Origin of the sequence: Pandoraea sp. CB10b_02 (genome assembly GCF_002216225.1) — a bacterium.
Taxonomy (GTDB): Bacteria; Pseudomonadota; Gammaproteobacteria; order Burkholderiales; family Burkholderiaceae; genus Pandoraea; species Pandoraea nosoerga.
This window is the reverse complement of sequence record NZ_NJGW02000026.1, coordinates 1-14,173: the sequence shown is the minus strand read 5'-3', so window position 1 is coordinate 14,173 and position 14,173 is coordinate 1. Positions and strand designations below refer to the sequence as shown.

Here is a 14,173-nt window from a genome sequence, read left to right as displayed (position 1 = left end):
GGATTCCGATAATTCAAATTACGTTAAGCAAGCCGAATCGATTATTAAAATAACCGGCTGTCTTTTCGGGAGGAAATCCCGGTGAAATCTCCGCTCGTGGCGCTGTCGTTTATGCCACGATTGGTCTAGTGTTTACCTGACCTTGCGGAGCATTACACGGCATTGGTGTTTCGCACTGCTTTCGATGTGTCCCCTTGTCTCCTTCCCCCATGGAGGTAACGTGACCCGCGCCAAACAAGCTTCTTTGCCGCATCGCCGGCCGCTGACGATTGCCATCTCCCTCGCCTTTTTGCATGCCGGCGCCGTGCGCGCGCAGATTTATCCGGCCGCGACGATCCCCTCCGGCAGCAACCTCGATTACGAGCAGTATTACGACGGGAGCGTCGTTGCGAGCGGCACGATCGAAGGTTCGGTGACGATTCATCCGACGGGCACGTACCCGGCGCAGCTGGGCGGCGCCGGCGTGTCGGTGTTCAGGGGCGCGACAGTGACGATGAACCCGAATCTCGGCGTGCCTGGGCCGATCGTCATCACCTCGGACTATCGGGCAGGTGCACCGAATGACGCGTTGTACATCGCGTATGGCACCGTCAACATCGTGGCGAGTTCGGCCGGTGTGCGACTCGTCGGCAACGGTCCGTCGGTGCATGGCGTGTATATGCCCGAAGCGACGGGCGGCCCGTCGCTGCTCACCGGCGCGAACGTGAGCATCGAGACCAACGGCCTTGCCGCCGACGGCATGCGGCCGTATGGCGCGCGATCGACCATCGATCTGCGCGACACCGCCATCACTGTGAATGGGCAGGATAGCTGGGGCGTGCGTTCCTGGGGCGGCAGCAGCATCACCCTCACGGACTCGTCGATCACCGCAAAGGGCGCGCTCGGCACGGGCGCCGGCGCGAGCGCCGGGGGCGTGCGGGTCTACAACGGCTCCGTGGCCACCATCAACGGCAATTCGACGATCACGACTGCCGTGGACGGTAACCTCGGCCTCAACGTCGAGGCCGGTGGCACGCTCAATACGAATACCGATCCCGCAACGCCCGGCACGGTCACGGTCAGCACGAGCGGCGCGGGCAGCCACGCGGTGCGCATCGGTACGGCGAGCGCCAATCTGAATCGGCTCAGCGTGTCGACCACGCAGAGCGCCACCTATGGATTGACCGCGAGCGGCACGTCGAACGTTAGGGGCTCGCAGGTCGACGTGAGCACGCGCGGCGCGTCCTCCTACGGTATATGGATTTCCGGCAGCACGACGGCCACGCTTGCCACCGGCTCGATCACTACGCAAGGACAGTCGGCGCATGGCCTGCTCGCGGGCAGCGGGGCGGCCACGGTGAACCTGTCGGACTTCGCGATCGCCACGCACGGCACGCAGGGATATGGCATCTACGGCTGGACGGGAAGCACCACGAACTTTGCCGGCGGCAGCATCACGACCGATCAGGCAAGTACTTACGGCGTCTACGCAAACGCGGGAATGGTGAACCTGCTGCGCAGCAGCGCGACTGGCGCAGGCACTTCGGTCACGACGAGCGGGACCAACGCCTACGCCGTGCGTATCCAGAACGGCGGCCAGTTCAATGCGACCGGTGCGACGCTGCGTGCGACCGGGGCGGGCACGGCGGCCATTGTGTTCGACGCACCGCAGACGATCACCGGCTTGCAGGCGTCGGCTCCTACGCCGGCATTGCCGACGTTGCCTGCCACAACGCCCTTGATGGCGTCCACCGAGCCGCCGCCGCCGCTGGCCATTGTCACGCCCACGCCGGCGGCGCCGACCGAGCTCGGCAGCGATGTCGCCGCACCGGCTGTGGGGGGCGTCGGGGCGCGCGCGGGCGTGGCGGCGCCCCCGCGCGCCGGCGGTTACAACCTGAGCCTGCAGGACACGACCGTCACCTCCGATAGTGGCGTGGCGCTATGGGCTTTCGGGGGCGTTGCCAACGTCAGCGTCGTCAACAGCACACTGAGCGGCGGGGGCGGTGCCATCAACGCGACAACGCGCTCCGGGCTCGGCGCGACGCTCAACCTCGATGCCAGCAACGCTACGCTGACCGGGCGGATATATACGGATGCCACCAGCACGTCGGTCGTCAATCTGACTCGCAACAGCGTGTGGCACGTAATGGCGAGCTCCAACGTGACGGAGCTTACCAATACCGACAGTCTGATCGATTTTCCGGTGACGGCACTGCTTGACTCGGCGCCGACCAGCCAGGGGTCGTATCGCAGCGTGGCGATCGACAACGGTTACGTGGGCACCGGCGGTACGGTTACGCTCAACACCTACCTGAATGAAGGGGGCGCGCTCTCGAATCAATACAGCGACCGCTTGCTGATCCGCGGGGCGGCGAGCGGGACCACGTTGCTGCAAATCCGGCCGAGCGCAGGCAGCCCGGGACGGCTCACCTCGCCCAGCGGCGTGATCACCAACGACGAGGGGATATCCGTGGTGCAGGTGGCCGGCGCGTCGACAGTCGGCGCGTTCAGCCTGGCGGGCGGATACGTCGTGGCGCCCGATTCGCCATACGAGTACCGGCTATACGCCTATGGTCCGGGCTCGGTGCACGGCACGGCCGAAGCCTCGCAGAACCTCGTGAGCACGGGGGCGGGCCATTGGGACTATCGCTTGCAAAGCGCGTATGTGACGCCGGGCGGGGAGGTCGATCCGGAGGCGCCGGGCGATCCCGGCGGCGAAGTGGACGATCCGGTGCCGCCGGACGCTCGTCGCGAGGTCGCACCGCAGGTAGCGTCGTATCTGAGCGCACCGGTGGCGTTCCTGCACGCAGGATTGATGGACCTGGACTCGCTGCACCGGCGCCTGGGCGAGGTGCGCGACGATCGCGAACTCGGGCGCGATCGTGGACCAGGCGAGATGTTCATGCGCGCTTACGGGGGCAACTTCAAATACCGGTCGAATCAGAGCTTTCAGGCGTTCGGCTACGACATCAGCGGCGACTACGGCGCGATTCAGGTCGGCGGAAATCTGTTCAGGCAAGTCGACGATGACGGCACCTGGCGCTTCGGCGCTGCCGGGTCGATGGGCTGGCTGCACTATGAGCCCGTGGCCATCGATGGACCGAGCGCCACGCGCGCGAGCATCTACCGTTTGTACGGTTTCGGAACTTACCAGAGTCAGCAGGGCTGGTACGTGGACGGCATCGTGTCCGTTGGCTGGTTCAACGGGCGTACCACGACCGACGCGCGAGGCGAGGTCGCGCCCTTGCGGGGCACCAGCTATGCGGCCTCCGCCGAGGCGGGCTACCCGCTGGCGCTCTCCTACGGCCTGAACCTCGAACCGCAATTGCAGTTCGTCGGCCAACATCTCGCGTTTCGCAACATGACCGACGGCGACGGTCTGGCAGTCAACATCGGCTCGCAAAACCAGCTTACCGGACGCCTCGGCGTGCGGCTGACGCGGCCCGTCGAGGTCAGCACCGGCCGCGTAACGCCATACGCGGGATTCGACATCGTTCACGCGTTCGCGGGCGGCACCGGCGTGCAGGTCGGAGACGCGATGTTCCAGACGGGACGGTACGGCGACGCGATGCTGTTCTCGCTGGGCGTGAACGGCACGCCGTCGCGCAACTTCTCGATGCACGGCCGGGTGTCTTACCAAAAGAGCTTCGGCACCGGAGGGGTGCGCGGCGTGCTCGTGAACTTCGGCGCGAAGTACGTTTTCTGAACCTCGCGCCGGCAGCGCAGGGCGCTATGCCGCCACGCCCGGCTGAGACGGTTGTATGGCACCGCCACGGCATGGCCGCCTAGCGGTTTCTGGTTTCGGTGCGTGTCGCGAGCGTCGCGAGATCCTCGTTCAACTGGGCGCGCAGGGTGGCAATGGCCGCCGCCGTGTCGGCCGGCTTCAGTTCCTCGCGGGCGATGGCGTCGCGCAGATGGCGGCGCACGAGCGGGTCGCGCGCCTGCGTCAGCGTTTCGCGGTAGAAGGGCAAGACGTTCTCCGGATGGCCGCCGACGCGATACAGATGCGCGATTTCGTCGATGACGCGCAAGGCGCCGAACGCGGGGCTCCCCACGCCCGCCACGCCCGCCACGCCCGCCGGCGCGCCGAAGCCATGCGCGGCGCCCACGTGTGGCGCGGTCCAGGGCGGTGAAGGCAGCGGGGCCAGTGGGGCGGGTGGGGCCGGTGGGGGCGGCATGTCGCTCTGGGCGCGCGCGGCAGACGGCGGGCCGTCGGCCGCCGTCGCCGGGGGCAGGCATGCCGCGGTCAATGACAGCATGAGCGCGAGCGACGTCAGTGTCTGGCGCTTCGTGATCGTCTTCATATGGACTCCGTAATAAACGCGTTTCCCGGAAGGTCGAACGCATGGACGCAAGCCTACCGTCTTGCGATGCGGGCGCCCGCACGCGGTAACCGCGTGTAAGGCGGGGCGGGGATCCGCCGGCGGGCGGGTCGCAGGCTTCGGGGCCGTGGCGAAGATTTTCGAAGCGGCGCTCGCCGCGTGAGTCCCGCGCTCGCGTGGGGCGGCCCGGGTTCGGTCATTGAAACGACCTGGCGAGCGCGCGCGCCGCGTGTGTCGCGATGACGCCGCCTCTGTGCGGCGGTGAGCCGCCCGGTGACGCCGCCGAACCCGGCTCAGCCTTGACCGGCGGGCGTTCCGGGTATGCGGCGCCGTGCTGAAAGCTCGCGCGAAAGTGCCTATACTGATCCGGTCCGACTGCGCATGCCGCTTGCGGCGGCCTTCCCGGCCCCCATGGGCACGCGCAGGCATTTCCCCTTCTCTTGATGGAGCAATTTCCGTGTCGAACAGTCAATGGATCCGTGTCGAAACCGTGGACGGCGCCTTCGATGCCTATCTGGCGTTGCCGCCTGCGGGCAAGACGGCCAGTTCTCCCGGCGTCGTACTCGTGCAGGAAATCTTCGGCGTGAACGAGCACATTCGTGGCGTGGCCGACCAATATGCACTGGATGGCTACGTCGTTCTCGCACCGGACGTCTTCTGGCGTGCCGCACCGCGCGTCGAACTCGGCTACTCGGGCGACGATCTCGCTCGCGCGATGGAACTGCGCAAGTCGGTTGACGTCGAGAAGGCCGTGAAGGATATCGAAGCGACGACCCGGACGCTGCGCGCTCAGCTCGCCGACGGCGCGAAGGTTGCCGCCGTCGGCTATTGCTTCGGCGGCCTGCTGTCGTATCTGAGCGCGGCGCGCGGTCTCGTCGACGCCGCGGTGCCGTACTACGGCGGTGGCATTCACAACCACCTGGACGAAGCGGCGAATCTGAAAGTGCCCGTGCAATTCCACTATGGCGCGCTCGACACCCACATCACGCCGGACATCGTGAGCGCGGTCGGCGAAGCGGTGAAGACGCGCCCGAACACCGAGCTTTACGTCTATCCGGGCGCGGATCACGGCTTCAATTGCTGGGCGCGCGGCGCCTACCATCAGCCCGCGGCGGCGCTCGCGCATGGCCGCACGCTCGAGTTCCTCTCGAAGTGGCTGTCTCGCTGACCCGGCGAGCGCCGCGGCCGTTCGCCGTCATCGCGCCGCACCGGCGGCAAACGGCTGACCGCAAGGCGCGCTGCCGCTGCCGCTTGCCGTAAACGACGAAAGCCCGCTTCGGCGGGCTTCGTCGTTTTTATTGTCAGCATGCTCGGCCCGCGCCCGCCGGCGGCGTTGGCTAAAAAAGCCCGTCGCCGAAGCGACGGGCAAGGTCCTGTGCGTTGAACCGCTACGCACAGCGACAGGAGCCTTGGGCCACAAGCGAGCGAGGGCCGCAGAATCTCGCGAAAGCGCCGGCGTCTACACGCGCCGGCACGTCGTTATGCGCAGAACGCGCGTCGCGCCGCCGCCTCGCAACGAGGCGCACGGCGCGGCGGTGACATTACGAGCCGAAGTAGGTCGTGCCGGCGCGTTGTGCGGCGCCGACCGAGCCCATCGTGACGGGGGCGGCGGCCGATGCGGGCTGGGCGCTCGGCGCAGCCTTCGGGTAGACGGTGTCGTGCTGCACCACGAGACCGGCGCGCTGGGCCTGGATCAGTTCGTCACGCACCTGGGCGCGGCTCAGGGCGCTGGTTTGCGGCACCCACGAAAATTCGGACGGGCCGTCGAACGCGTCGCTGGCGAAAGCCGAACCGGCCGACACGGCCAGCATGGCGCAAACGAGGGCAGAGGCAATAAGGGGGCGCTTCATGGTATTTCTCCTGTCATTTGAAGGGGGCGATGCTCAATGCATCGTCGACAGTCACAGTCTATTGATGCGCGTATTGGTGATAAAGGCGAGTTTCGACAAGCAATTATTGTGTAATCGAGAATAATCGAGTGACGTCTGCGGAGGTTCCGATGCTTTATCTGTGGATCAAGGCCGTACATCTGATCTCGGTCGTCATCTTCATTGCCGGCATGGTGACGATGGCGCTGGGCGGACGCCTCGCGCAGCCGGAGTGGCGGCGCATCGCCCGGCGTGCGGACTATCGGCTCGCGTCGCCGGCGCTCATCGTGGTGTGGATCACCGGCCCGGTGCTGGCCGTGATGGCCCACTGGTGGAGCGCGCCCTGGCTCATGGCGAAGCTGGTCTTCGTGGTGGTCGTCTCCGCGCTGCACGGGCGGCTCTCGGCCACGTTGCGGCGCATGGAGCGGGACAGCGTTGTCCAGCCGGCGTCGCAGCCGAAGGCGCTTTTCGTGCGGGCCCTGCCAATCACGCTGCTGTCGATGGCCGTGGCCGTGGCGCTCGTGATCGTCAAGCCGTTCTGAGCGTGTGCCGGTTGCCCGGGCGCGTCGGCGAGCAGCGAGGCCGGTGAGGCGCCGGATGGGGAAGGAGGGGAAGGAGGGGAAGGAGGGGAAAGAGGAGAAAGAGGAGAAAGGAGGGGCGATGAAAGGGGGACGGGCGCCGGGCCTGCGCACGCCGCGGCTTGGAGCGGGCGCGTGCCCGATGTTACGCTCGGAGCGTCGCCAAGAACGAGGCCTGGTGCCGATGCCGATTACACGTGCGGTACCCCTGGACTTCCAGGGACATGACCGTCCCATCGGCGCGTTGGCGAAGGATTATCCGGATGGCTACGTCATCCGGCCGCACAGCCACCGGCGCGCGCAGTTGATGTACGCATGCACCGGCATCCTCGAAGTGCGGACCGATGCGTCGTACTGGGTAATCCCGCCGCAACGCGCGTTGTGGATTCCGGGGGAGATCACGCATGAAGTGCGCATGCGGGGAAAAGTGGAAATGCGCACGGTCTACGTCGACGTGGCGCGCTGCGGCATGCCCGCACCCGACACGCCTGTCGTCATTCGCGTGTCTGCGCTGCTGCGCGAACTGATTCTGCGCGCCATGACGCTGCCGGTGAACTGGTCCGCCGACGGCAAGGACGGGCTCATCATGGCCTTGCTGCTCGAAGAGATGGAGTGGAAGAGCGAGTCGCCGTTTCATCTGCAGGTGCCGCGCGACGCGCGTCTGCGCAAGATCTTCGACGCCTATCTGAGTACGCCCGCCGATGGCCGCAGCCTGCAGGACTGGGCGGAGCAGGTCGGCGCGTCGAGCCGCACGCTCGAGCGTCGCTTCATGACGGAGTTCGGCTTGCCGTTTCGCGAGTGGCGCCAGCAGATGCGATTGCTCGGCGCGCTGCCGCTGCTCGGCGCCGGGCGCCCCATCACGCAGGTCGCGCTTGAAGTCGGTTACGACACGCCGAGCGCGTTTTCCACCATGTTTCGCCGCTTCATGGGCGTGACGCCAAGCGAATACCTGTTGCGCGGCCGCGGCCCGGATTGAGCCAGTGCATGGCGTCCCACATGTCGTCGTAGACGGTCACGCCCTCGTCATAGAGCGGCGAGCGCTGGCGCCTCGAGCCAATGCCCACGAAGTCGATGCCGAGCTGGCGAGCCACCTTCAGGTCCCACACCCCGTCGCCGATGGAGACGATCGCACGCGGTTTGGTGATGCCATAGCCGAGCTGCGCGCGCTTGATCGCCTCGGCGACGAGCTGTTCGCGCGAACTGTATTCGGACGCCGTGACCAGCATGGCGTCGGTGTAGTCGGTGGCCACGCAGCGCAGCTTGCGATGACTTACCTGCCGGATGCCGCCCGTGGCGAACACCACGCCCCAGCGCGAACGGTGCGCCGCCTCGACGAAGGCGCGCGCGCCCGGAATCTCGGCCAGCCCGTGGGCGTTGAGCAGCGCGGTGAAGCGCTCGTCGATCTCGTGCTCGAAGCGCGCCAGATCGTGCGGTTGGGGCAGCGCCCGGCCGTGTTCGACGTGCGCCTGGATCAGAATGCCGGTGTCGGTGTGATGCGGATAGCTGCCCCAGTCGGTGCTCAGATCGCCGAATTCCAGCGACTGCATGGCGCCGAGCAGCGCGCGCTGGTGGATGCGCACGGAATCCGTCAGCGTGCCGTCGACGTCGAGAACCAGAATGCTGTCTTTTTCGAAGCTCGCCTGCATGGCTGAAGAGGGGTTCCTGCGGTCACTGGAGGGGGTTGCGCCAAAGTCTCGGGTGTTTCGGAGTGTACGAACTCGGCGCGTCAAAAAAAACGCGGCGGATGACACCCGATACGCCGTTTGCGACATGCAGGACTACGTTATTTGATAGCTTGACGTGCATCAAGAGGGTGACCCTGCCGGCTTGCGAGTCTGACCGGCGTTCGCTACACCACCGCGCCGCGCAGGCTCGGCGGCGCTTCGCGCAGCAGCGACGCGAGCCGCCGCAGGCCGCTCGCGAGCCGCTCGGGCTCCTTCACGCCGCCCAGCGAGATGCGGATGGCGTTGGGGGCGTCGGGCGCCAGGCAGAAGGCGTCGGCCGGGGTCACCGCGAGGCCCTCGGCGCGTGCGGCCATCGTCAGCTCGCGCGCCGTCCACGGCGCCGGCAGCGGCTGCCACAGATGAATGCCCTGCGCGATCGCTTCGTTCGTTCCCTTCGTTTCCCTTGTTTGCTTTGCCTCCTTCGCGATTCGCCCGCCGCCCAGAATGCCGGCCGCGATCGCCTGACGCTGCGCCGCCGCGGCGCTTACACCGGCCAGAATGCGCTCGGCCATGCCGTTGTGAATCCACTGCGTGGCGAGCCCCGTCATGAGCGGCGGCGCCATCAGCGCGAATGCGCGCAGCGCCGTGAGAAAGGCGTCGCGCCGGCTGGCGTCGGCCAGGCGGACGTAGGCCGTGCGCAGGCCCGGCGTGAGGCACTTGGACAGTGTGGCAACGTAATGCACACGGTGCGGCGCGAGACGCGCAAGCGGCGGGGGCGCGTTGCGCGCGAGGCGCCAGTAGGGATCGTCCTCGATGAACGTGAGGTCGAGGGTTTCGGCAAGCTCGAGCAGCTCGCGGCGGCGCTGCTCCGGCATGGTGCGCGTCGTCGGGTTCTGCAGCGTCGGATTCAGATAGACGAGCCGTGCGCCGTGTTCGCGCGCGCGGGCGGCGAGGGCGTCGGGCAGCATGCCCTCGCCGTCGGTCGCCACGGCCTCGAGATGGCGCCCGAGCGTGCGCGCCGCACTGCGCAGTCCAGGGTAGACGATCGGCTCGCACAGCACCGTGTCGTCGCGCGCCGTGTCCGCGAGCAACAGAGCCGCCAGCGTGGCCTGCGCGCCGGGGCATACGAGTATCTCGGAAGGCTCGATCGAACCGAGCATCGGCGCGAGCCACAACGCGCCGGCCTGCCGGTCGGCCATTCCGCCGTCGCCCAACTGATACGCCATGAGCCGCGAAGCGTCGGTATGCCGGAGCACTTCGTCGACGCCCTGCCGCAGCAGCTCGCCCAGGAAAATGTCAGCGGGCGCGGGCGGAATGTTCATCCCCAGATCGAGGACCTGGTCGAGCGCCACGCGCGGCGTACTGACGAACGTGCCGAGCGGGCCCCGGCCTTCGATCGCATGACGCTCGCGCGCCCGGTTGTAGGCCCGCGTGACCGTCGTGAAGTCGATGCCGAGCCACGAAGCGAGCTCGCGCTGCGCGGGCAGGCGGTCGCCGGGACGCAGCCGGCCGTCCGCCACGGACTGCTCGATGAAGCTTGCCAGCCGCAGATACCGCGGACCTTTGCCGGTGGCGAGTGCGGGCTTCCAGAAGGTGGCACGCAGGGTGTCGTGGAAGGCGTCCATGGGAAATGTGGTGGTATGTATGGATATTTTGCCGACGAAGGCGTGATTTGCTGAGTGTAATTTGCATACATGAGGGCGGCAACCGCGAAAATGCGTGGCACCGGCGCCCGTCGCGCCGCTCCTCGCGCCGCAGGGCTGTGCGCGATCGACGGGGTGACGTGACGGAGCGGCGGAACCGCACTCGCACGGACCCAGCGGCAATCATCGTTAACAATCAACGACTTACGGGGCGAAATCGCGCGCGAAAGCGTTGACACTTGCATTGACGCCATGTATAGTCGCAGGCTCCGGTTTTTCCGGCGGTATGCCCGTGCCCAATGCAAAAGGCTTTTGCATCAAGCGTTTAGATGCGGACAAACCGCGGGTTTGGCTGGAGAGTACGCAGTAAAGTCGCATGGCGGTCCGCCTTGACTGCCACGCTTTTGACACATTTAGGAAATCACAATGCCAACGATTAACCAATTGGTCCGCAAGCCGCGCACCTCTGCTCAAATCAAGAGCAAGAGCCCGGCCCTGCAGGACTGCCCGCAGCGTCGCGGCGTGTGCACCCGTGTGTACACCACGACGCCGAAGAAGCCGAACTCCGCTCTGCGTAAGGTCGCCAAGGTGCGCCTGACGAACGGTTTCGAAGTCATTTCGTACATCGGTGGTGAAGGCCACAACCTGCAGGAACACTCGGTCGTGCTGATCCGCGGCGGTCGTGTGAAGGACTTGCCGGGTGTGCGTTACCACATGGTGCGCGGCAGCCTCGACACGCAAGGCGTCAAGGACCGTAAGCAGGCCCGTTCGAAGTACGGCGCGAAGCGTCCGAAGGCCTGAGCGGCTGAGCGGATATACGTTCGGTGATGGTGTTCATCGTCACTGAGTAAGTGGTCACTCGGCCGAGAAGCGGCTAGTAGGTGGCCTGGAGCCTGGCTCCAACTGAATTTATTAAGGAAGAAATCATGCCGCGTCGTCGCGAAGTCCCCAAGCGCGAAGTGTTGCCCGATCCGAAGTTCGGCAACGTTGATGTCGCTAAATTCATGAACGTGCTCATGCTTGCCGGCAAGAAGTCGGTGGCCGAGCGCATCGTTTATGGTGCTTTCGAGCAGATCCAAACCAAGGCGGGCAAGGATCCGCTGGAAGTCTTCAACACCGCTCTCGGCAACGTGAAGCCGGTCGTTGAAGTCAAGAGCCGCCGTGTTGGCGGTGCAAACTATCAAGTTCCGGTCGAAGTGCGTCCGTCGCGTCGTATGGCATTGGCGATGCGTTGGTTGCGTGAGGCCGCGAAAAAGCGTAGCGAGAAGTCGATGGCCCTGCGTCTCGCAGGCGAGCTGATCGAAGCCTCGGAAGGCCGTGGCGGCGCCATGAAGAAGCGTGACGAAGTTCACCGCATGGCCGAAGCCAACAAGGCATTCTCGCACTTCCGCTTCTGACGCAGGCAGGCAGTACCTAAAGCAGAAACCGGGGCGGGTGCGCATGAAAAATTGCGCCTCGCCCGTTTGTGTTAGTAGCCCCCTCAAAAATGGCGGCTACATTGAAAGAGGCTTAAAGTGGCTCGTACAACCCCTATCGAGCGCTACCGCAACATCGGTATCAGCGCTCACATCGACGCCGGCAAGACCACGACGACCGAGCGCATTCTGTTCTACACCGGTGTGAACCACAAGATCGGTGAAGTGCATGATGGCGCCGCGACGATGGACTGGATGGAGCAGGAGCAGGAGCGCGGCATCACGATCACGTCGGCCGCCACGACCTGCTTCTGGTCCGGCATGGCCAACAACTATCAAAAGCACCGCATCAACATCATCGACACCCCGGGTCACGTCGACTTCACGATTGAAGTCGAGCGTTCGATGCGTGTTCTCGATGGCGCGTGCATGGTCTACTGTGCCGTGGGCGGCGTGCAGCCGCAGTCCGAAACCGTGTGGCGTCAGGCCAACAAGTACGGCGTGCCGCGTCTGGCGTTCGTCAACAAGATGGACCGCACCGGCGCGAACTTCTTCAAGGTCTACGACCAGCTCAAGACGCGCCTGAAGGCCAACCCGGTGCCGGTGGTGGTGCCGATCGGCGCCGAGGAAAACTTCAAGGGCGTGGTCGACCTCATCAAGATGAAGGCGATCATCTGGGACGAGGCAACGCAAGGCATGAAGTTCGACTACGTCGACATTCCGGCCGAGCTGCAGGCCGACGCCCAGAAGTGGCGCGAGAGCATGGTCGAAGCCGCTGCCGAGTCGAGCGAAGAGATGATGAACAAGTACCTCGAGGAGGGCGACCTCACCGAGGCTGAAATCATCCAGGGTCTGCGCACGCGTACCATCGCCTGCGAAATCCAGCCGATGCTGTGCGGTACCGCGTTCAAGAACAAGGGTGTGCAGCGCATGCTGGACGCCGTGATCGACTTCCTGCCGTCGCCGGTCGACATTCCGCCGGTCAAGGGTACGGACGAGAAGGAACAGCCGGCCGAGCGCAAGGCCTCGGACGACGAGAAGTTCTCGTCGCTGGCGTTCAAGATCATGACGGACCCGTTCGTCGGTCAGCTGATCTTCTTCCGCGTCTACTCGGGCGTCGTGAACAAGGGCGACACGCTGCTGAACTCGGTCAAGGGCAAGAAGGAACGCCTGGGCCGTATCGTGCAGATGCACGCCAACCAGCGTGAAGAAATCGACGAAGTGCGCGCCGGTGACATCGCCGCCGCCGTGGGCCTGAAGGACGCCACGACGGGCGATACGCTGTGCGATCCGTCGGCGCCGATAGTGCTCGAGCGCATGGTGTTCCCGGAGCCGGTGATCTCGCAGGCCGTCGAGCCGAAGACCAAGGCCGACCAGGAGAAGATGGGCCTCGCCCTGAACCGCCTGGCGCAGGAAGATCCGTCGTTCCGCGTGCGCACCGATGAAGAGTCGGGCCAGACCATCATTTCGGGCATGGGCGAGCTCCACCTCGAAATTCTGGTCGATCGCATGAAGCGCGAATTCGGCGTGGAAGCCAACATCGGCGCACCGCAAGTTGCTTACCGCGAAACCATTCGCAAGTCGGCAGCGGACGTCGAAGGCAAGTTCGTCAAGCAGTCGGGCGGTCGCGGCCAGTACGGTCACGCTGTCATTACGCTTGAGCCGAGCGAGCAGGGCGCGGGCTACAAGTTCATCGACGAGATCAAGGGTGGCGTGATCCCGCGCGAATACATTCCGGCCGTCGACAAGGGTATTCAGGACACCCTCGCGACCGGTGTGCTCGCCGGCTTCCCGGTGGTCGACGTCACGGTTCGCCTGACGTTCGGTTCGTACCACGATGTGGACTCGAACGAAAACGCGTTCCGCATGGCCGGTTCGATGGCTTTCAAGGAAGCCATGCGCCGCGCCAACCCGGTCATCCTCGAGCCGATGATGGCCGTGGAAGTGGAAACGCCGGAAGACTACATGGGCAACGTGATGGGCGACCTGTCGAGCCGTCGCGGCATCGTGCAGGGCATGGACGACATGGTGGGCGGCGGCAAGATCGTGCGCGCCGAAGTGCCGCTGTCGGAAATGTTCGGCTACTCGACGTCGCTGCGTTCGCTGACCCAGGGCCGCGCCACGTACACGATGGAGTTCAAGCACTACGCTGAAGCTCCGAAGAACGTGAGCGAAGCCATCATCAGCTCGAAGAGCAAGTAATTTGACGGGTGTTCGCATCGCGCGATGCGCACACCCAACTCACTGTTAAATCGTCTATTCAGTATCTGAGGATTCGGAAATGGCAAAGGAAAAATTCGAGCGGACCAAGCCGCACGTGAACGTTGGCACCATCGGTCACGTTGACCATGGCAAGACCACCCTGACGGCCGCTATCGCAACGGTTCTGTCGTCGAAGTTCGGCGGCGAGGCGAAGAAGTACGACGAAATCGACGCGGCGCCGGAAGAAAAGGCACGCGGCATCACGATCAACACCGCGCACATCGAGTACGAGACGGCCAACCGCCACTACGCGCACGTTGACTGCCCGGGCCACGCCGACTACGTCAAGAACATGATTACGGGTGCTGCGCAGATGGACGGCGCCATCCTGGTTTGCTCGGCTGCTGACGGCCCGATGCCGCAAACGCGCGAGCACATTCTGCTGGCCCGTCAGGTTGGCGTGCCGTACATCATCGTGTTCCTGAACAAGTGCGACATGGTG

12 protein-coding genes are annotated in these 14,173 nt (G+C 65.3%); 8 read left to right on the top strand and 4 right to left on the bottom strand.

Features of this window, described 5'->3' with window-relative positions:
• Window positions 1-220 precede the first annotated feature (220 nt).
• Window positions 221-3,685 (top strand): autotransporter family protein, encoded by a 3,465-nt coding sequence (locus CDN36_RS20015; RefSeq protein WP_287497705.1) that lies wholly within the window; start codon window positions 221-223, stop codon window positions 3,683-3,685.
• 79 nt (window positions 3,686-3,764) lie between these two features.
• Here the strand turns inward: CDN36_RS20015 and CDN36_RS20010 are convergent, their stop codons facing one another.
• Window positions 3,765-4,283 (bottom strand): hypothetical protein, encoded by a 519-nt coding sequence (locus CDN36_RS20010; RefSeq protein WP_287497704.1) that lies wholly within the window; start codon window positions 4,281-4,283, stop codon window positions 3,765-3,767.
• Between the two features lie 475 nt (window positions 4,284-4,758).
• On the opposite strand from CDN36_RS20010, the gene CDN36_RS20005 reads away from it, so the two are divergent.
• On the top strand, window positions 4,759-5,469 hold the full coding sequence (locus tag CDN36_RS20005) for a dienelactone hydrolase family protein (protein WP_150557427.1): 711 nt from the start codon (window positions 4,759-4,761) through the stop codon (window positions 5,467-5,469).
• Window positions 5,470-5,842: 373 nt separating this feature from the next.
• Here CDN36_RS20005 and CDN36_RS20000 read toward each other — a convergent pair whose 3' ends face one another.
• A complete protein-coding gene (locus CDN36_RS20000) occupies window positions 5,843-6,151 on the bottom strand; it encodes a DUF4148 domain-containing protein (protein ID WP_150557426.1) in 309 nt (102 codons plus the stop codon).
• Window positions 6,152-6,300: 149 nt separating this feature from the next.
• Here CDN36_RS20000 and CDN36_RS19995 point away from each other — a divergent pair, with 149 nt between their 5' ends.
• Window positions 6,301-6,711 (top strand): CopD family protein, encoded by a 411-nt coding sequence (locus CDN36_RS19995; RefSeq protein WP_150557425.1) that lies wholly within the window; start codon window positions 6,301-6,303, stop codon window positions 6,709-6,711.
• A gap of 220 nt (window positions 6,712-6,931) precedes the next feature.
• A complete protein-coding gene (locus CDN36_RS19990; RefSeq protein WP_241014210.1) occupies window positions 6,932-7,723 on the top strand; it encodes an AraC family transcriptional regulator in 792 nt (263 codons plus the stop codon).
• Here CDN36_RS19990 and CDN36_RS19985 read toward each other — a convergent pair.
• Both CDN36_RS19985 and CDN36_RS19980 read right to left on the bottom strand, forming a co-directional pair.
• A complete protein-coding gene (locus CDN36_RS19985; protein ID WP_287497703.1) occupies window positions 7,671-8,393 on the bottom strand; it encodes an HAD family hydrolase in 723 nt (240 codons plus the stop codon). The genes CDN36_RS19990 and CDN36_RS19985 overlap by 53 nt on opposite strands.
• 203 nt (window positions 8,394-8,596) lie before the next feature.
• A complete protein-coding gene (locus CDN36_RS19980; protein ID WP_150557423.1) occupies window positions 8,597-10,036 on the bottom strand; it encodes an aminotransferase-like domain-containing protein in 1,440 nt (479 codons plus the stop codon).
• A 444-nt stretch (window positions 10,037-10,480) separates the two neighbouring features.
• Here CDN36_RS19980 and rpsL point away from each other — a divergent pair, with 444 nt between their 5' ends.
• The 4 genes from rpsL to CDN36_RS19960 form a co-directional block, all read left to right on the top strand.
• Window positions 10,481-10,855 carry a 30S ribosomal protein S12 gene (gene rpsL, locus CDN36_RS19975; protein WP_010804142.1) on the top strand — a complete coding sequence of 125 codons (375 nt, stop codon included), beginning with the start codon at window positions 10,481-10,483 and terminating at the stop codon, window positions 10,853-10,855.
• A 125-nt stretch (window positions 10,856-10,980) separates the two neighbouring features.
• Window positions 10,981-11,451, top strand: a complete 471-nt coding sequence (gene rpsG / locus CDN36_RS19970; protein ID WP_010804141.1) for a 30S ribosomal protein S7 — start codon at window positions 10,981-10,983, stop codon at window positions 11,449-11,451.
• 117 nt (window positions 11,452-11,568) lie between these two features.
• Window positions 11,569-13,671, top strand: coding sequence for an elongation factor G (fusA, locus tag CDN36_RS19965; protein WP_150557422.1), 2,103 nt, complete (start codon window positions 11,569-11,571; stop codon window positions 13,669-13,671).
• A 79-nt stretch (window positions 13,672-13,750) separates the two neighbouring features.
• Window positions 13,751-14,173 (top strand): GTP-binding protein (locus tag CDN36_RS19960; RefSeq protein ID WP_287497702.1); only part of this gene is annotated, 423 nt, incomplete at its 3' end.